Genomic DNA, 17,954 nt, shown 5'->3' with positions numbered 1-17,954 from the left:
GAACGCTGATCGCTCCTCAGTCCCGGCTGCTTCCCGCGAAGCCGAAGAGGCGCAGGATAAACAGGAACATATTGATGAAATCGAGGTACAGGGCCAGCGCGCCGTTGATCGCCGCACGCTCGGCCATCTCACCGCTGACGCCGCTTAGCGCGAGGTTGCGGAGCATCTGGGTGTCGTAGGTGGTCAGGCCCGCGAAGAGCAGCACGCCGACGATGCTGATGCCCAGCGTCAGGGCGCTGCTCGCCACGAACAGGTTCACGATCATCGCAATCAGCAGGCCGAGAACCGCGAACAGGAAGAAGCGGCCCATCGCGCTCAGGTCCCTCTTGATCACGAAGCCCGCCACGCTCATGGCCCCGAAGGTACCCGCCGTGGTCAGGAAGGCGGCGGTCACGGCGGCGGGGCTATAGACGAAGAGCAGCGAGCTGAAGGTTAGGCCGGTCAGCGCGGCGTAGGCGATGAACAGGATTCCGGCGACCGCGCTGCTCAGCCGCTGGGCGAAGAGGCTCAGCACGAACACCAGCGCGAGCTGCGCCAGGATGAGCGGCAGCCGCAGCGCCATCACCTGCTGCGCCAGCCCCTCGTTCTGCGCCGTCAGGTAGGCGACCCCGGCCGTGAGCGCCAGCCCCGCCGCCATCCACGAGTACGTCCGCGCCATGAAGGTGCGGACCAGATTTTCCGTCCGGGTAGCAGTCAGTTGCATACGGCTCAGGATACGGGGGGAGGTGGTGAAAAGTTCCCGGGGGAGAAAGCCGTCAGCCGTCGGCGTTCAGAAAGGGAAAAAGAGAAGAGCCCCAGCCTACGCCGGAGCCCTCCCATCGCTTTCTGACGGCTGACCGCTGAAAGCTGATCCCTACCTTCTCACCAGCAGCGCCAGCGGAAAGTCCTCCAGCACCTTGGCGACGGGAACCTTCTCGCCGCGCACCCGGAAGCGCTCACCGGTCAGCATGTTCTCGTACGTGCCGGGGCGGGGGAGGGTGAGTTGCCGGTTGCCCCAGACCTCGCCCAGCGCCCAGGGCTTTTGCTCCCGAGTCAGGGTATATGTGAAGCGCGGCGCGACGGTCACCGCGACCTCGCCCTCGCACTCCCGGGCGAAGGCGAGGAGGTACTTCCCCGCCTCGATGGGGCGGTAGGTGCCGTGACGGAACAACTCGGGGTGGGCGGCCCGGGCTTGTAGGTTAGCCCAGCTCACGAGCAGCTTCACGCCGCCGTCCTCGTAGCGCGAGAGGAGTTCTCCCGCCAGCCGCGGCCCCCCCTCCGGCCAGCGTTTCTCGATGCGCGCGAGCGTGCGGGTGCGCCAGGCATAGTCCACCGGGCGGCGGTTGTCGGGGTCCACCAGGCTCTGGTTCCAGCCCTCCGAGCCCTGGTACGTGTCGGGCACGCCGGGGGCAGTCAGGCGGGCGAGGGTGGCGCTGAGGCCGTTCTGCGCCCCGTAGGGGCTGATCCGGGTGTGGAGTTCGCGCAAGCCTTCTGTAAACCGCTCGTTGGCGAGCAGGCCGCGCACCATGCCGTCCAGCGCCTCCTCGTAGTCCCCGTCGGGCGAGGTCCAGCTTGTGCGGAGCTTGGCCTCGCGCGCCGCCTTGAGCATGTAGTCGCTCAGGCGGTCCGCGAAGCCGTCCAGCCGCCCGTCCAGTGGGTAAATGCCGAGGGTGGTCTGAAGCAGGATGTAGGTGTCCAGCGCGGTCGGCGCGGGTCCCAGGTCGAGCTGGCGTTCCAACCCCCGGATGATCGGCGACCAGGCGCTGAGGTACGCCATCCAGGTCTGGGGCATCTCCGACAGCACGCTGATGCGGGCGCGGGTGTCCTCGCCGCGCTTGGTGTCATGGGTGCTGGAGGCCAGCATGGCGTGGGGCCAGCGCTCCGCCCGCCCCCGCGTCTCGGTGTGGAAGGCCCGGCGGGACGTGCCGAACAGCCCCGGGTCCCCGCCCACCTCGTTCAGCGAGAGCAGCCGCGCGTAGCGGTAGAAGGCAGTGTCCTCCGCCCCCTTGGCCGTCACCGGGCCGGTGAGCTGCTGGAACTTCAGGGCGAAGTCGGCATAGGCTGCCCGGGTCGCCTCGTCCGGCGCGTCGAGCTTGAGCACCGCCTCCAGGAAGTCGAAAAGGCTGGGGTCCAGGCTGCGGCCCTCGCGCCGGGTATGCTCGCGCGCCTCCCGAATAGCCTGCTCAATGCGCGCGTTGTCCCCCGGCTCGCGCGAGCCGTCTGCCCGCACGTAGGTGCGGTACACCGGGAAGGCAGCGATCACCTCGCGGATGCCGTCCCGCAGCGCCGTCAGGGTGAAGTCGCGCGAGCGCAGGTCCGACTCGGCGATGCGCTCCAGGTGCTCGGCGAGCACGTTCACCTCACCGGGCAGCGCAACCCGCTGGATGAGGTATTTGCCCCGGTACAGCTGCTCGTGGTAGCTGTCGCGGTCCCCCGTCTGTCGGCGGTAGATCGCGGTAATCTCCTCCTCGTTGCTGGTGTCCACGAAGGTGCCGTTCAGTTGGGCGAGGAAGTCGTACCCGGTCGTGCCGTGGACCGCCCAGTCCTCGGGCAGGCGCTCGCCGGGCTCCAGGATCTTTTCCGCAACCACGTAGAGGGGAAGGGGGTCTCCCTCGGTCCACTCCTGGCCCAGTGCCCGCGCCGCCCCGCGTTGCAGGTCCCGGAAGTACCCGGCGGGGTCGTACAGCCCGTCGGTGTGATCAAGGCGCACGCCCTTCACCACGCCGTCGCGGATCAGCTCGAACAGCTTAGCGTGTGCCCAGGCGAAGACCCGCGCGTCCTCCATTCGCAGCGCCGCGAGGTCGTTGATGTCGAAGAATCTCCGATAGTTGATCTGCTCGGCCGCCACCCGCCACGAGGCGAGGCGGTAGTTCTGCTCCTGAATCAGGGCGTCCAGGCGGGCCGGGTCGGCGTTCACGGCCTCCACCATCCGGTCGAGGGCCCCGCGCACCTGGGACGACGATTCCAGCAACGCTCCCAATCGGCGCGTGATGACCTCCGACTCCTGCGCCCGCGAGAGCCGGTCTTCGTCGGTGAGGTCGGCGCTCGTGCTGCGGGGCAGGTTAGCGGCGGCCCGCGCGATGCTGGCGAGTTCGGCGTGATCGTCGGCAGGCACGGCCCCACTCAACTCCTCGGCCAGCGCCGTCAGCAGGCCCGCCAGGCTGCGCGGCGAGATCGGCAGGCGCCTTTCCCAGTACGTCAGGAGGAAGTGCCCGCCCTCGCGGGTCAGGTGCAGCTCGCCGCGTTCCAGAATCCGGCCGTACTGGTCGCCCAGCGTGGGCAGCAGCACCTTGTTCTCCAACGCCCGTTTCAGCGGCTGCCAGGAGATGTCGAAGAAGTGCGCGTAGCGGCTCGCCTGCCCGTGGGTCAGCACGTCCTCCCAGTACGGGTTGTGCCCACCCTGGATCCCCATGTGGTTGGGCACGAAGTCCACGATCAGGCCGAGCCCCAGCTCCTGTGCCCGCGCCGAGAGCCGCCGCAATCCCGCCTCGCCGCCCAGTTTGGGGTCCACCTGGGCGTGGTCGGTCACGTCATAGCCGTGGGTCGAACCCGGCGTACTCGTCCATATGGGCGAGAGGTACACGTCGGTGATGCCCAGCCGCTTCAGGTACGGCAGCACCCGCCGCGCGGCCGCGAAGTCGAAGTCGGCGTGCAGTTGCAGCCGGTAGGTCGAGGAGGGGAGGTGGGTCGTGGGGGGGGAGATGTGGGACGAGGCTTCGGTCATGCCTGTGCCCCTAGCAGGACGGCTTCACCGGAGTTCAGCGTGGTGTCCTCCCGGCCCTCGGAGTGAAGCAGGACGTCCGTCGGGAGGGGGAAGGGGAGGTGCAGTGCTCCGGCGTCCACCGCCTCCTGCCCCACGTTCCAGAGCAGGGTGCGCTCGCCATCTGCCGTCTTGTGATGGACCCACAGCACGTTCCCCTCGTTCCCGGCCTGGAGGTTGCGGCGGCTGCGGTCGCGCAGCACCGGGTCCTCCCGGCGCAGCCTCAGCAACTCGCGGTACAGCGCCAGGGTGCGCCCGTGTTCCCCCGTCTCGCGCTCGGCCCAGTCGAGCCTGGCCGCCCGGAAGGTCGCCTCGTCCTGCGGGTCGAGCACCTCCTGGGTCGAGAAGGACTTGAAATAGCCGAACTCCTTCTTGCGCCCCTCGGTGACCGCCCGGCCCAGGTCGCCCGCGTGGTCGCTGAAGAAGGGGAAGAGGGCCGAAGCTGCCCACTCCTGCCCCTGGAACAGCAGCGGCGTCATCGGCAGCGTGAGGAGCAGCGCGGAGGCGCCCCGGAACGTCGTGGGGCTGACCCCGCCCGGATGGTGCAGCCGGTCCCCGCGGGGCCGGTTGCCGATCTGGTCGTGGTTCTGGATGCAGTAGACGAACGAAGGAGCTTCCAGCGCGTCGGCGGGTTTGCCGCGCGGGTGGTCGCCGAAGGGGGTGACCTGCCCCTCGTACACCCAGCCGCGGTTGATCACGTGGGCGAGCGCCGCCGCGCCCCCCTGGAAGGGCGAGAAGTACCCCTCGCGTTCCCCGGTCAGCGTGACGCGCACCTCGTGGTGAAAGTCGTCCGCCCACACCCCGTCGAGGTGGTCTTCCGTCATCAGCTCGGGCAGGTTGCGGTGATCCTCCGCGACGAGGAGGTGAGTGCCGCCGAGCGCGTGAACCTCATCCGCCAGTTCGCGCAGGATGTGCACCGGGCTGTCGTCGGAGATCACATTGGTGGCGTCCAGCCGCAGGCCGTCGAACCGGTAGTCGCGCAGCCACATCCGGGCATTTCCCGTGATCAGTCGGCGCATATGGGGCTCGGCGTAGTCCAGCCCGGCGCCCCAGGGGGTGTGGAAGCGGTCGGTGAAATACTGCGGGCTGTACACCCCCAGGTAGTTCCCGTCCGGCCCGAAGTGGTTGTACACCACGTCCAGAAAGACGGCGAGTCCCAGCCCGTGCGCGGCGTCCACGAACGTCATCAGGTCCTCGGGCCGCCCGTATTCGGCGTAGGGGGCGTACAGGGCCACCCCGTCGTACCCCCAGCCCCGCTTGCCGGGAAACGACGCGAGCGGCATCAGCTCGACGGCCGTGACCCCCAGCTCCACGAGTTCGGGCAGCTTCTCCAGAGCCGCGCGGTAGGTGCCCTCCGGGGTAAAGGTGCCCACGTGCAGCTCGTAGAACACACACTCGGAGAGGGGGAGGCCGCGCCACCCGGTGTTCTTCCACCCGTAGGCGTCCAGGTCCACAACCTCCGCGTCGCCGTGAACGCCGTCCGGCAGGAAGCGGGCGTAGGGGTCGGGCCAGGCCTGGCCGCCGAGTAGGAACTTATACCGGGCGCCGACACCCACGGGCAGGATCACCTCGAAGGTGCCCTCGCCGAGGGCTGACATGGGGTGGTCGGTGCCGTTGACACGCACACTCACCTCGCTCGCCGTGGTGGTCCAGACGCGAAAACGGGTGCCACTGCGATCCGGCAGGAGGTGGGCGCCCAGGCGGGTGGAGAGGGCGTCAGGGGCTGCGTCGGGGGTCAGAATGTACTTCGAAGGATTGGGCATGCAATGCTCCTTGCAAACCGAACCTCCTCAACCGGAGGGCGGCGAACGGATCAGCGTAGGGGGAGTGGGGCGGATGAGGGTGAGGACGAGTTCAAGGGACCTGAGAATCCGCTTCCAGTGGCACGAGAAGAGGGTGAAGGAAGCCACAACCCCCTTCACCCCCTGGCCCCACGCGTGGGCCGCCCCAGCAGGAGCTGACCTCAGTCGTGCGCGGGCTCGTGTTCGCTGTGGCGGGCGCAGCGGTACAGCTTGACACTGCGGCCCCGCAGGGTCGTCTCCTTCCCGGCTGGCACGATCTCCCGCGCGCCGTCGTCCGCCGTGTCCACCAGCAGCTCCCAGGTGCCGCAACTGTCCAGGTCGGGCAGCCGGAAGGGCAGGTCAACGTGCGAGGCCGAGAGCAGCAGCAGCAGGTCGTCGTCGCGCAGGGGGCGGCCCTCGGCGTCCACGTCGTCCAGCCCGTCGCCGTCGAGGAACATGCCCAGCGACTGGGTCTGGGGGTTGTTCCAGTCCTCGTCGCTCATCTCCTGGCCGTCGTAGCGCAGCCACACGATGTCGCGCACGTCCTCGCCGCGAATGGTGCGGCCCGAGAAGAACTTGCGGCGGTGCAGCGCGGGATGGGCCTTCCGCAGCCGGATCAGCCGCCGGGTAAACGACAGCAGATCGGCGTCGAGGTTCGCCCAGTCGTACCAGCTGATCTCGTTGTCCTGGCAGTAGGCGTTGTTGTTACCCTTCTGGGTGCGCCCGATCTCGTCGCCGCCCAGCAGCATCGGCGTGCCCTGCCCCAGCAGCAGCGTCGCCAGGAAATTGCGTTGCTGGCGGGCGCGCAGGGCGTTGATCTCGGGGTCGTCGGTCTCGCCCTCCACCCCGCAGTTCCAGGTCAGGTTGTGGTTGTGGCCGTCCTGGTTGCCCTCGCCGTTCGCCTCGTTGTGCTTCTGTTCATACGTGACCGAGTCGCGCAGGGTGAAGCCGTCGTGGGCGGTCACGAAGTTGATGGAGGCGTAGGGCTTGCGCCCGTCGTTCTGGTACAGGTCGGAGGACCCCGTCAGCCGGTAGCCGATCTCGGAGGCCAGGCCGCCCTTGCCCATCCAGAAGGCGCGCATGTCGTCCCGGTAGATGCCGTTCCACTCGGCCCAGTTCACCGGAAAGTTCCCGACCTGGTAGCCGCCCTCGCCCACGTCCCACGGCTCGGCGATCAGCTTGACGCGGGAAATCACCGGGTCCTGGTGGATGATCGTGAAGAAGCCCGAGAGCTGGTCCACCTCGTGCAGGCCGCGCGCCAGCGTCGAGGCGAGGTCGAAGCGGAAGCCGTCCACGTGCATCTCGGTGACCCAGTAGCGCAGCGAGTCCATGATGAGCTGGAGGGTCTGCGGGTGCCGGACGTTGAGGCTGTTCCCGGTCCCGGTGTAGTCGAAGTAGAAGCGCGGGTTGTCGGCCACCAGCCGGTAATAGGTGGGGTTGTCGATTCCCTTGAAGGACATCGTGGGTCCCAGGTGGTTCCCCTCCGCCGTGTGGTTGTACACCACGTCGAGGATGACCTCGATTCCGGCGTCGTGTAGGGCCCGTACCATGTTCTTGAACTCGGGCACCGCACCTGCCGGGTCCCCGCGCCGCGCCGCCGCCGAGTAGCGCACGTCGGGGGCGAAATAGTTCAGCGTCGAGTAGCCCCAGTAGTTCGTCAGCCCCTTGGCGAGCAGGAAGGGGTCGTCCACATGCTGGTGCACCGGCAGGAACTCGATGGCGGTGATCCCCAGTTGCTGGAGGTAGCGCAGGATGGGCTCGGTCGCGATGCCCGCGTAGGTCCCGCGCAGCGCCTCGGGCACGTCGGGGTGCGTCATCGTCAGCCCCTTGACGTGCGCCTCGTAGATCACCGACTGGTGAAAGGGAACGTTGGGCTTCTGATCGCCCACCCAGTTGAACACCGGGTCTATCACGATGCCCAGCGGGGCGCCGCGCTGCTCCCCCGTCTGCATCACAGTATCGTCGCCGCCAGGCACGTAGCCGAAGACGCCCGCCTCGAAGCGCTCGGTGCCGTCCAGCGCCTTGGCGTAGGGGTCCAGCAGCACCACGTTTGGGTTGAAGCGCAGGCCCTTTTCGGGCGCGTACTCGCCGTGGACCCGGTAGCCGTAACGCTGCCCGGGGCTGATGTTGGGCAGGTAGCCGTGCCACACGAAGGCGGTGTGCTCCGTGATGGGATAGCGGGTTTCATGCCCCTGCTCGTCGAACAGACACAGCTCAACGCCGGTCGCGTTCTCGGAATACAGGGCGAAGTTCGTGCCCTTGCCGTCCCAGGTTGCGCCCAGGGGATAGGAACGGCCCGGGCGTACATGAACCCTGGGGGACGGCGGGGTCCCTGGGGTGGGGGAAGTGTGGTCAGTGGTCGTCATGCGTTCTCCACGGGCTCTCGGCCCGATGTGTTCTGGAAATTCAACAAGCGCGGGAAGGCGGCGGCTCCCGGGTCAACCCGTGAAGTCGCCGCCCATCTCTGGAAACGTTACCAGATGCTTCTCATCACACACAGGAAATGTCTTACAGAGCGTCCCGCTTCCGGAATGTCTCAAGAGAGTTGCAAGGCCGAGCTGTTGTCAGAAGTCCAGGCGACCCCGCGGCCCGCCAAGCTGGGCCAGCCTCTCCGGCGTCCACAGCTCGTAAGCGTACATCGGGTACTGCCGTTTGAAGCGCCCCACCCGGTCCCACACCTCGCGCGACTCGAAGGGCACGACCAGGATCAGCCGGATCACCGAGTCTTCCGCGTCGTAGATGTAGAAGTCGAAGTGAAAGGCCTGCTCGTTGCCCTTATCCGTGAAGAGCGGGAAAGAGAAGGGCCGGTAGCGCCACGCCTTGTTCTTCTGAGTCAGGATGCGCGCGGCCACCCGCTTGAGGGCGGAATCGGGGAAGGTGATGGTCTCGCCGTCGCGGTCCCGGAACGTCGCGTCGGGGGGGGGCGCGTCGAGCTGCACCCGCTTGAGTTCCGGCAGGGGCTTTTTCTTCGCCACCTTGGGCGGGGCCTGCCGCGCGGGGCCGGGCTTGAAGGGGCGCTCAGGACTGCTGTCGCGCTCGCCGGGTTTGCGCCGGGCGGGGTTGGTGGCGCCTGTACGCGCTCCCGTGCGGCTCTCCTCCCGCCTCGGCCTGGACTCCGCTGGCCGTCCCTCCTCCCGTCCCGGGCTGCGCTCCCGCGCGGGCCGGGTGCTGTCCCGCGTGATCCCGCCGCGCCCCTGGGCCGTGTTGCGCTTGGGCGCGCGGCCTCTCGATCCTCTCTTCGGTCCGGTCATGGGGGAAGGATAGCGGTCAGCGGTCAGCTGTCAGCGGTCAGAAAGACAAAAGCCCCAGCGGGAAGCCGGGGCTGCCGGTGGCGGAGGGCTCCCTACTTCGCCAGGCCGCGCACCACACCCAGATTCACAAAACGGTTCAGGTCCGGCACGTCCCGCGCGAAGCCCGCCTCCTTGTTCAGCTCGGCGTACTCGGCCAGCGTCTTGAGGTTAATGTCCCAGGTGACCTTTGTGCGCGCGAGCGCCTTGAACAGTTCCGCCGCGTTGGGGCGCTTACCGGTAAACGCCTGAATCTGGTCCGCGATGGCCTTTTGCGCGCCCGCGTTGCTCTTCCCAATAAAGTTGATGGCAGCGAGGTGCCCGCGCAGCAGGTCCTTCACGGCTTCCGGGTTCTGAGCGGCGAACTTCGTGTTCACCACGAGGACGGTGGTGGTGTAGTTGCCGCCCTCCCAGATCGCCTTTTCATTGGCAATCAGCCGCGCGCCCTGCGTCTCCATCACGGCGCCCCAGGGCTCCTGCACCAGCGCGGCATCCACCTGCTTGGAAGCGAACGCGGCGGGCATGTTCGCGGGATCAATGGGCACGATGGTCACGGTGCCGCCCTCGTCGGTGGTCTTCAGCCCGTTTTCGTGCAGCAGGTGGCGCAGGCTGATGTCCTGGGTCGAGCCGCGCGTGGGCACGGCGACCTTCTTGCCGCTGAGGCCCTTCACGTTGCGAATCCCGCTGTCCTTGCGCCCGACCAGCACCGCCCCCGCGTTCGCCGCGCCCGCGTAGACCTGAATGGGCACGCCGCGCATGAAGGCGTTCATCGCCGGGCCGGGGCCGACGTACGCCGCGTCAATGGCGCCCGCCGCGAAGGCCTCGTTGACCTGCGAGCCGTTGGCGAACTCCTTGACGACGAGCTTGACGCCCCCCAGTTCCTTCTGGAACAGGCCGCGCTGAATGCCGACCAGCCCCGCTGCGTGCGTGATGTTGGGAAAGACACCGAGCCGAAGTTCTTTAACCTGCTGCGCGTCAGCCGCACCCATCAGGAGGGCCAGGGTGGTGAGGGAGAGGAAGGTCTGCTTCATAAAACAAAGCATAGCAGAGCAGTTGAGGAGTTTTGTCAACTAAGGCGGAATGGTGGCTCCAGTCGCCTCCCAGTTCGCCCTGCAGAGCCGTCATAGCGCTCTTTCCAGAGGCCCATAGCCCGTCTGGACTGGTCACGCGGCGGTCCTATGGCCCCTCCTACCGTGGGTCCAGAGCGGGCAGGAACGTGGAGGAGCCGGGATCGGCCCGGCGCTGCCCACTCGGCTGACCCATCTGGGCGGAAGGAAGGGAGACGGGGATGCACAACTGGAAGAGGCTGGCGCTGATGGTTCCTGTGGGATTGCTGCTGTTCGGGGGTGCGGTGCGGGCGGATACCGTGCCATCGGGGATGTATGGCGATTACAGCACGGAGCGGAACCGGACTGAGAGGCTTGGTTACCGCGAGATCTTCGATCCGGACGTCTATACCTTGGACGAGTGGGAGACGACGGCGGAGGACCTGAGCCTCTCAGGCGGCACCTACCGCTTCAGGCCATCTGCGACAGCGACCGTGAAGGCCTGGATATGGAGGTCCTGGACAGCACTGGGCGGGTGATCGGCTCGGATTACCTGTCCGACGCGGTGCCCATCGTGACCGTGACGGTTCCCCGCGGGGACTACCGGGTGCGCGTGAGCATGGAATCCTGCTCCTGGGACCCCTGCGGAACCGTGCTGATGTTCTTCAAGCGCAACTGAGCACTGTGGGCGGGGACCCTGGGAAGAGGGAACCAGGGTCCCCGCCCATCGTTCCTTCCCTCGCCCTCCTATTTGCCAACCCCGCGTACAATCTGCGGGTGACGGTCGCCGCCCCCAACCTCTCCAAACTCCTGCCGACCGCGCCGGTCGGGAATGTGCTGCTGCTGCCACAGGTGGCCCGTGCTGCGCTCTTCGCCGCCCACTCCGGCCCCGCCGTGCTCCTCACCACGCCCGACCGGGTCGGCGTTTACGCCTCCGCTGGCGTCCTCGGGTCGCCCGTTAGCGTGAACCCTGGCCTGCGCGACTGGGACGCCCGGCACGAGCATGTCGTTCTCGATGTCAATACGGCCCTTGACCTGTTCCCCGCCCAGCCCGAGGACCACGCCCTCAGCCTGCGCGTCGGCGCGAGCTACCCACGCGAGGAGTTGCTCAGCCGCCTGGAACGCCTGGGCTACGAGCGCGGCGAGGAACCCGGCTTCGAGCTGCGCGGCGACACCCTGGAACTGCGGCTGGAGCCGGGCGCGGGCGTGCCGCAGGACGGCGACTCCACCTGGATTCGCGCGGAGTTCTTCGGCGACGAGCTCGACACCCTGCGTCTTCTGGCCCCCGGCGACCTGGTCGGCGAGAAGATCAAAACCTTTACCCTGGAACCCACCGCCGACTACCTGACCGAAGTGAAGTGGGACGCCACCCGCCTCGACCTCCTGCCGGGCCGCGTGTTTCTCGACGCGCCGGAGTTCTACGCCTCGGCGCTGGGGCCGCTGGCCGACACCCTGTGGCCCCGGCTGCGGGAGCGGGAGGTCACGAGCTTTGGCCGCGCGCCCCTCGACCTGCCCGATTTCGACCTCGACCTCAAGGTGCTGCCCTTCTACCGCGCCCGCCTCTCCGACCTGGAGCGCGACGTGGACGAGTGGCGGGGGGCGGGTTACCGGGTCCTCATCCTCGTGCGGCATGACCGTACCGCAACCTATCTGGCCGACAAGCTGCTGGACACGCGCGAGGTGCCCTGGCTCAGCGTGCCGCGCCTGGAGGAGGGTCACCTCGGCTTCCTGCGGGCGGGCGGCGAGGGCGGTTTTGCCATTCCCGAACACCGCACCGTCGTCCTGACCGAGGACCTGATCTACGGCTTCCAGGGTGGCTCGGCCCTGCGCGGCAAGCGGCTGGGGGGCAAACCCGTCACGGACGCACTGGGGCTGCACGTCGGTGACTACCTCATCCACCCCGAGCACGGCATCGGCCAGTTTCAGGGGCTGGAGACCCGCACGGTCCTGGGCGTCACGCGCGACTACCTCAACCTCGAATACCGGGGCGGTGCCCGCCTGAGCGTGCCCATCGAGCAACTGCCCGTGCTGCGCCGCCACCCCGGCACGACGGACGACCCGCCGGTCCTGTCGAGCTTCGACAAGAAGGACTGGGCGAAGGCCAAGGAAAAGGCCCGCAAGAACGCTGAGGAAGTGGCGGCCAAACTCCTCGTGCAGTACGCCGCGCGGCAGGTCACGCCCGGCAACGCCTTCCCGCCGCAGCCCGAGTGGGACACGCAGGTCGAGCAGAACTTCGCGTTCGAGCTGACCGCCGACCAGAAGACCGCGCTGAAAGAGACTATGGCCGACCTGGAAAAGCCCAACCCCGCCGACCGCCTGATCTCCGGCGACGTGGGCTTCGGAAAGACCGAGGTGGCCCTGCGCGCCGCCCACCGCGTCGTCGGGCAAGGAAAACAGGTCGCCATGCTGGTGCCCACGACCCTCCTCGCCGAGCAGCACACCTCCACCTTCGTCGAGCGGTTCAAGAACCTGCCGGTGCGGGTGGAGGGCTTATCCCGCTTCACCGGGGACAAGCAGGCGAAGGCGATTCTGGCCGACCTCGCCCAGGGCAAGGTGGACATCATCATCGGGACGCACCGCCTCCTTTCGGGCGACATCGAGTTCAAGGACCTCGGCCTGATCATCGTGGACGAGGAGCACCGCTTCGGGGTGGGGCAGAAGGAGAAGCTGCGGGCGCTGCGCGGTCTGCCCCCCATCTCCAAGGACGGCAAGATCGAGATTCCCGAGGGCGTGAAGGCGGTCGATACCCTGGCCCTCTCCGCCACGCCCATTCCACGCACCCTCTACATGAGCATGGTCGGCCTGCGCGACATGAGTTCCATCCAGACGCCGCCCAAGGGCCGCAAGCCCATTCAGACGGTGCTGGCCCCCTTCGACCCCGTGACTGTGCGCGACGCGGTCCTCTCCGAGATCGAGCGCGGCGGCAAGGTCTTTTACATCCACGACCGCATCGCCTCCATAGGGGCGCGCAGCCTGTACCTGCGAAACCTGATCCCCGAGGCGCGCATCGGCGTGGCGCACGGCCGCATGAACGAGGAGGAGCTGGAGGAGATCATGCTCGGCTTCGCGGAGGGCGCCTTCGACGTGCTGCTCTCCACGACCATCGTCGAGACGGGGCTGGACATTCCCGAGGCGAACACCATCCTGATCGAGCGGGCGGACCGTTTGGGCCTGGCGCAGCTCTACCAGCTTCGCGGGCGGGTCGGTAGACGGCAGCAGACCGCCTACGCCTATCTCTTCTACCCGCCGCGCATGACCGAGAACGCACAGCGCCGCCTGTGGGCCATCGCCGACCTGCAAGACCTGGGCTCCGGCCACCTCCTCGCCGAGAAGGACATGGAGATTCGCGGCGTAGGCAACATCCTGGGCGAGGAGCAGCACGGGCACGTCCAGGCCGTCTCCATCGACGTGTACACCGAGATGCTCGCGCAGGCCGTCGCGAGGCTGAAAGGCGAGAAGATGGACACGCCCGCCAGCGTGTCCATCGACCTGCCCATCAACGCCCGCCTCACGCCCGAGTATTTCGACGGCAACGAGGAGGAGCGCATCGCCACCTACGGTCGGCTGTCGGACGCGCGCACGCTCCAGGCGGTCAGCCGGGTCGAGCGCGACCTTCGCAAGAAGTACGGCCCGCCCACGCCCGAGGTCCAGAATTTCATCGACCTCGCCAAGCTGCGTCTCACCGCCGTCGCTAAGCGCGTCCTGAGCATCGGCGAGACGATGACGCACCTCCAGGTGACGTTTGCCTACAAGGGGCTCGACTACGACGCGCCCGGCCTGAAACGCTTCCCCCACAAGACGGAAGTGACCACCTTCCCGCCCGCCGTACGGCTCGAAAAGCGCGGGCTGAGGCCGGACGACTACGCGCGGACGCTGATCGATCTGCTGGGGTACTTCGGGTGAGGGGAGGCGTTGGCGGGGTCTCCCCTTGGAGGGAGGCTTCTGTGGGCAACGCCCACCCAGTTTCGTGCGCTTGGGAGCACCCTTTTGATGGAAGCTGATTGAGGGGTTATCGTCGCGTGACGCTTGCCCCAAGAGGCTGTTTCCCAGCGCTCTCGCATTGGGGAACAACCAGACGGCCGCCGGGCGCAAACTCTGGTTCGAGTTCCTCCGCGCGCATCCGGTCAAGTTCCGGCGTCAGGGGCCGATTCGTAGCCACATTTTGAACTTCTACGTGCCTTCCCTGAAGCTGTGTATTGAACTGGACGGCCGCAGTCACGACGAGCAGGCTGTGGCTGAATCCGATGCTGAGCGGACGCGGCAGTTCGCGGCGTTAGGCGTGCAGGTGGTGCGGTTCAGCAATGCGGAAGGGTCTGGGCAATTCGGAGGCGTATGTGCGGCGATTGCGGCGCCGGGCCGGGGAGAAGCGCCTTTCTGAACTGGAAGTTTGCCCCCTTCCCGCCTCCCAGGCAGTAGAACAAGGGCACCGATGAGCGACGAACAGGAGAGGCAGGCGGCGGAGCAGGGCACCGAGGTGAAGGTCAAGGTCCGAACAGGCGAGAAGGACCGCCCCGAGGACGAGCAACCCCGGGACGAGGTTCGCGTCACCCATCACCGCATGACGGTCAATGGACGCGAACTCCACTACACCGTCACGGCGGGTACGCTGGTCCTGGCCGAGGAGAAGCACGCCAAGGAGGGCGAATCGGAGGGGTTCAAGCCCCGTGCCCGTGTCTTCTTCGTGGCCTACGCGCTCGACGGGGACCACGACCCCCGCTCCCGGCCCCTGACATTCAGCTTCAACGGCGGCCCGGGGAGCAGTTCCGTGTGGCTCCACCTGGGCCTCCTTGGACCCCGCCGCGTCGTGATGGGCGACGCTGGAGCCCTGACCGGCCCACCCTACGACCTCACCGACAACGAGTTCACGCTGCTGACCCACTCGGATCTGGTGTTTATCGACCCGGTCAGCACGGGGTACTCCCGCGTGACGGAAGGGGAGAAGCCCGGCGACTTCCACGGCTTTCAAAAGGACATCGAGTCGGTGGGCGACTTCATCCGGTTGTGGACCAGTCGGGCGGGGCGCTGGCTCAGCCCCAAGTTCCTGATCGGGGAGAGTTACGGCACGACCCGTGCAGCGGGCCTCAGTGGCTACCTCCAGGAACGGCACGGCCTGTTCCTGAATGGAATCATGCTCGTCAGCTCCATCCTGGACTTCTCGACGGTGGACTTCACGCCGGGGCATGACCTGCCGTACATAGTCCATCTGCCGACTGCAGCGGCAACCGCCTGGTATCACGGGAGGCTCGGGGGGGAGCGGTCCCTGGCGGAGGTGCTGCGCGAGGCGGAGGAATTCGCGGACGGCGAGTACGCCCGTGCCCTCCACGCCGGGCCCCGCCTGGGCGCCGAGGAACAGCAGCGGGTGGCCGGACGGTACGCCGAACTCACCGGTGTGAGCGTGGACTTCGTGCTGCGGAACGATCTGCGCGTGACCCTCGACCGCTTCCGCAAAGAGCTGTTGCGCGACCGGGACCGAACCGTGGGCCGCCTGGACAGCCGCTTCACCGGCATCGACCGGAACTCGGGTGGAGAGAGCTCCGAGTACGACCCCAGCATGAGTGCCATCTTCGGCCCGTACACCGCCGCCATGAACCACTACGTCCGGGTGGAACTCGGCTTCGAGTCCGACCTGCCCTACGAGATTCTGACGGGCCGGGTGCGCCCCTGGAGCTACAAGGAGTTCGAGAACAGGCACGTCCGGGTATCAGACACCCTTCGCAAGGCCATCCACCAGAACCCGCACCTGAAGGTGTATGTGGCCTCCGGCTACTTCGACTTCGCCACGCCGTACCACGCGACCCGGCACACCCTCGACCACCTGGGGCTTGACCCCAGCCTGCGCGGCAACGTCCGCGAGGCGTTCTACGAGGCGGGGCACATGATGTACGTCCACCTGCCCAGCCTGGAGCGGCAGCACGGGGATTTGGTGGCGTTTATGGAATGGGCGGACGGGCGAGGCTAAGCCTTATTGTCCGGGACTGCTCCAATCAGAAAGCCCCTCTCCACAGACAAGGAGAGGGGCTTTCTTCGTTCTGCTTTCCTTACACGCTAATCTCCGCGAACCGCGCGTTCTCTTGGATGAACCTTTTGCGCGGCGCCACTTCGTTCCCCATCAGGTTCTCGAAGACCTCGTTGGCGATGATCAGGTCCTCGACCCGCACCTGCTTCAACGCCCGCGTCTCGGGGTTCATGGTGGTGTCCCAGAGCTGGTCGGCGTTCATCTCGCCCAGCCCCTTGAAGCGCTGGATCTCGTACTTCTTGCCTTCCTTGTTCGCGCGGGCGACGTGCGTCTTGAGTTCTTCCTCGGTGTAGAGGTACGTGCCCCGCTTCTCGCGGCCCACCATGATGCGGTACAGCGGCGGCTGCGCGATGTAGAGGTAGCCCGCCTCGACGACTGGGCGCATGTAGCGGTAGAAGAACGTCAGCAGCAGCGTGGCGATGTGCCCGCCGTCCATGTCCGCGTCCGTCATGATGATGATCTTGTGGTAGCGGAGGTTCGAGAGGTCGAAGTGCATCCGGTCCCCGGTGCCCTCCACACCCGCGCCGATGGCCCCGATGAGCGCCCGGATCTCGGCGTTCTTCAGGATCTTGTTCAGCTCGGCCTTCTCGACGTTGAGAATCTTGCCGCGCAGGGGGAGGATCGCCTGGAAGCGGCGCTCCCGCCCACCCTTCGCCGAGCCACCGGCCGAGATGCCCTCCACGATGAAGAGTTCGGACTCGGCGGGGTCCTGGCTGGAGCAGTCGGCGAGCTTGCCGGGCAGGTCGTCGTTCTCCAGCGGGTTGGAGCGGCGCACGATATCGCGAGCCTTGCGCGCGGCCTCGCGGGCACGGGCGGCCTCGGCAGCCTTTTCCACGATGGTGCGGCCGATCTTGGGGTTCTCCTCCAGAAACTCCGCGAACTTCTCGCCCACGATGGCGTTGACGGCGGTCTGCGCCTCGGAGTTCAGCAGCTTGACCTTCGCCTGCGACTCGAACTGCGGGTCGCCCAGCTTGACCGACACGACGCAGTAGATGCCCTCCAGCAGGTCGTCGCCGCTGGGCACCGGGTTGCCGGACTTGATCAGGTTCTTGTCCTTGGCGTACTTGTTCAGGATGCGCGTGTAAGCGGTCTTGAAGCCGGTCAGCGGCGTGCCGCCGTCGCGCGTGCGGATCATGTTCGCGTACGTCAGGATGTTGTCGCTGGAGTATGTGTTCGCGTGGATGAACGCGACCTCGACCTCCACGTCCGCGTGGGTGCCGCGCATCACGATGGGCTGGTCGTACAGTAGCTTGCCATCGTCGAGGACGAGCGCGCGGGCGAAGTTTGCGATGCCGCCCTTCTCGTGGAAGATTTCCTCGCGGATCTCCCCGGCGTGCAGGTTGGTGCGCTCGTCGCGGACGACGATCTTCAGGCCGGTCAGGTAGGCGAGTTCCCGCAGGCGGCCCCGGATGCGGTCGTAGTTGAAGAGGTTCTCGAACTCGCTGAACACGGCCGGGTCGGGGTGGAAGGTGACCTTCGTGGCCCACTTCACGTCCTTCGGCGTCGGGCCAGCCACTTCCAGCGGCGTGGTCACCGCGCCCTTCTCGAAGCGGATGTGGTGCAGCTTGCCGCCCTTGTTGACCGTCACGTCCAGGTAGGTGGACAGCGCGTTCACCACGCTGGAGCCCACACCGTGCAGTCCGCCGGATACTTTGTAGGCGCCACCGCCGAACTTGCCGCCCGCGTGCAGCTCGGTGAAGATCACCTCGATGGCGGGGCGGTTCTCGCTCTTCATGATGTCGACGGGGATGCCGCGCCCGTTGTCGGTGACGGTGGCCGAACCGTCGGCGTGCATGATGACGTGGACCTCGGTGGCGAAGCCGCCCAGGCCCTCGTCGATGGCGTTGTCGATAATTTCGGTGAGGAGCTGGTGGTAGCCGTCCACGCCCGTGCCGCCCTGCACGTACATGCCGGGCCGCTTGCGAACCGCTTCCAGCCCCTTGAGGATCGAGATCGAGCTGGCGTCGTATTCGTGAGTCTGCGTCATGGTCCTCCTGCGGGGCACCGATGGGGGTGCCGATGGTCGTGATTTCGGAAAAATGGGCGCCACGCGCGCCTCCGAAGTCCCTCAAGTATACAGTCAAA

The 17,954-nt window shown here is 67.1% G+C and carries 12 protein-coding genes; 5 read left to right on the top strand and 7 right to left on the bottom strand.

The genetic code is table 11. From position 1 onward, the window contains the following. Nucleotides 1-16: 16 nt before the first annotated feature. The 6 genes from F784_RS0101715 to F784_RS0101690 all read right to left on the bottom strand — a co-directional run bounded on the left by F784_RS0101715 (nt 17) and on the right by F784_RS0101690 (nt 9,838). Nucleotides 17-703, bottom strand: a complete 687-nt coding sequence (locus tag F784_RS0101715; protein WP_019584961.1) for a Bax inhibitor-1/YccA family protein — start codon at nt 701-703, stop codon at nt 17-19. A gap of 150 nt (nt 704-853) precedes the next feature. After that, the gene (treY, locus tag F784_RS0101710; RefSeq protein WP_019584960.1) at nt 854-3,703 is read right to left on the bottom strand and encodes a malto-oligosyltrehalose synthase; all 2,850 of its coding nucleotides are present in this window, start codon (nt 3,701-3,703) and stop codon (nt 854-856) included. Further along, a complete protein-coding gene (treZ, locus tag F784_RS0101705; protein WP_019584959.1) occupies nt 3,700-5,502 on the bottom strand; it encodes a malto-oligosyltrehalose trehalohydrolase in 1,803 nt (600 codons plus the stop codon). The genes treY and treZ overlap by 4 nt, the downstream gene beginning before the upstream one ends. A 200-nt stretch (nt 5,503-5,702) precedes the next feature. After that, the gene (gene glgX / locus F784_RS0101700) at nt 5,703-7,886 is read right to left on the bottom strand and encodes a glycogen debranching protein GlgX (protein WP_019584958.1); all 2,184 of its coding nucleotides are present in this window, start codon (nt 7,884-7,886) and stop codon (nt 5,703-5,705) included. Nucleotides 7,887-8,084: 198 nt separating this feature from the next. Then, complete coding sequence (locus F784_RS0101695) at nt 8,085-8,771, bottom strand: hypothetical protein (RefSeq protein WP_019584957.1); 687 nt, start codon at nt 8,769-8,771, stop codon at nt 8,085-8,087. 92 nt (nt 8,772-8,863) lie between these two features. Beyond that, nucleotides 8,864-9,838: an ABC transporter substrate-binding protein gene (locus tag F784_RS0101690; protein WP_019584956.1), complete on the bottom strand. Its 975-nt coding sequence runs from the start codon at nt 9,836-9,838 to the stop codon at nt 8,864-8,866. Nucleotides 9,839-10,095: 257 nt separating this feature from the next. On the opposite strand from F784_RS0101690, the gene F784_RS0101685 reads away from it, so the two are divergent. The 5 genes from F784_RS0101685 to F784_RS0101670 all read left to right on the top strand — a co-directional run bounded on the left by F784_RS0101685 (nt 10,096) and on the right by F784_RS0101670 (nt 15,812). Continuing rightward, the gene (locus F784_RS0101685) at nt 10,096-10,392 is read left to right on the top strand and encodes a hypothetical protein (protein ID WP_019584955.1); all 297 of its coding nucleotides are present in this window, start codon (nt 10,096-10,098) and stop codon (nt 10,390-10,392) included. Beyond that, nucleotides 10,362-10,532 carry a hypothetical protein gene (locus F784_RS25835; protein WP_019584954.1) on the top strand — a complete coding sequence of 57 codons (171 nt, stop codon included), beginning with the start codon at nt 10,362-10,364 and terminating at the stop codon, nt 10,530-10,532. The genes F784_RS0101685 and F784_RS25835 overlap by 31 nt, the downstream gene beginning before the upstream one ends. A gap of 98 nt (nt 10,533-10,630) precedes the next feature. Next, nucleotides 10,631-13,756, top strand: a complete 3,126-nt coding sequence (locus F784_RS0101675) for a DEAD/DEAH box helicase (RefSeq protein ID WP_019584953.1) — start codon at nt 10,631-10,633, stop codon at nt 13,754-13,756. 157 nt (nt 13,757-13,913) lie between these two features. Further along, on the top strand, nt 13,914-14,231 hold the full coding sequence (locus F784_RS25065; RefSeq protein ID WP_169405627.1) for an endonuclease domain-containing protein: 318 nt from the start codon (nt 13,914-13,916) through the stop codon (nt 14,229-14,231). Between the two features lie 51 nt (nt 14,232-14,282). Continuing rightward, nucleotides 14,283-15,812, top strand: a complete 1,530-nt coding sequence (locus F784_RS0101670) for a S10 family peptidase (protein ID WP_019584952.1) — start codon at nt 14,283-14,285, stop codon at nt 15,810-15,812. A 79-nt stretch (nt 15,813-15,891) separates the two neighbouring features. Here F784_RS0101670 and F784_RS0101665 read toward each other — a convergent pair whose 3' ends face one another. Further along, nucleotides 15,892-17,856 carry a DNA topoisomerase subunit B gene (locus F784_RS0101665; protein ID WP_019584951.1) on the bottom strand — a complete coding sequence of 655 codons (1,965 nt, stop codon included), beginning with the start codon at nt 17,854-17,856 and terminating at the stop codon, nt 15,892-15,894. Nucleotides 17,857-17,954 lie beyond the last annotated feature (98 nt).

Source organism: Deinococcus apachensis DSM 19763, from assembly GCF_000381345.1.
Lineage (GTDB): Bacteria > Deinococcota > Deinococci > Deinococcales > Deinococcaceae > Deinococcus > Deinococcus apachensis.
The sequence above is the reverse complement of the archived record's forward strand: the minus strand, read 5'-3'. Positions and strand labels throughout refer to the sequence as shown.

Bases quoted from the DNA above. Each gene is read 5' to 3' on its own strand.
- glgX (WP_019584958.1), bottom strand. From the start codon at position 7,886: ATGACGACCACTGACCACACTTCCCCCACCCCAGGGACCCCGCCGTCC.
- F784_RS0101715 (WP_019584961.1), bottom strand. From the start codon at position 703: ATGCAACTGACTGCTACCCGGACGGAAAATCTGGTCCGCACCTTCATG.
- F784_RS0101665 (WP_019584951.1), bottom strand. From the start codon at position 17,856: ATGACGCAGACTCACGAATACGACGCCAGCTCGATCTCGATCCTCAAG.
- F784_RS0101670 (WP_019584952.1), top strand. From the start codon at position 14,283: ATGAGCGACGAACAGGAGAGGCAGGCGGCGGAGCAGGGCACCGAGGTG.
- treZ (WP_019584959.1), bottom strand. From the start codon at position 5,502: ATGCCCAATCCTTCGAAGTACATTCTGACCCCCGACGCAGCCCCTGAC.
- F784_RS0101695 (WP_019584957.1), bottom strand. From the start codon at position 8,771: ATGACCGGACCGAAGAGAGGATCGAGAGGCCGCGCGCCCAAGCGCAAC.
- treY (WP_019584960.1), bottom strand. From the start codon at position 3,703: ATGACCGAAGCCTCGTCCCACATCTCCCCCCCCACGACCCACCTCCCC.
- F784_RS0101690 (WP_019584956.1), bottom strand. From the start codon at position 9,838: ATGAAGCAGACCTTCCTCTCCCTCACCACCCTGGCCCTCCTGATGGGT.
- F784_RS25835 (WP_019584954.1), top strand. From the start codon at position 10,362: ATGGAGGTCCTGGACAGCACTGGGCGGGTGATCGGCTCGGATTACCTG.
- F784_RS0101685 (WP_019584955.1), top strand. From the start codon at position 10,096: ATGCACAACTGGAAGAGGCTGGCGCTGATGGTTCCTGTGGGATTGCTG.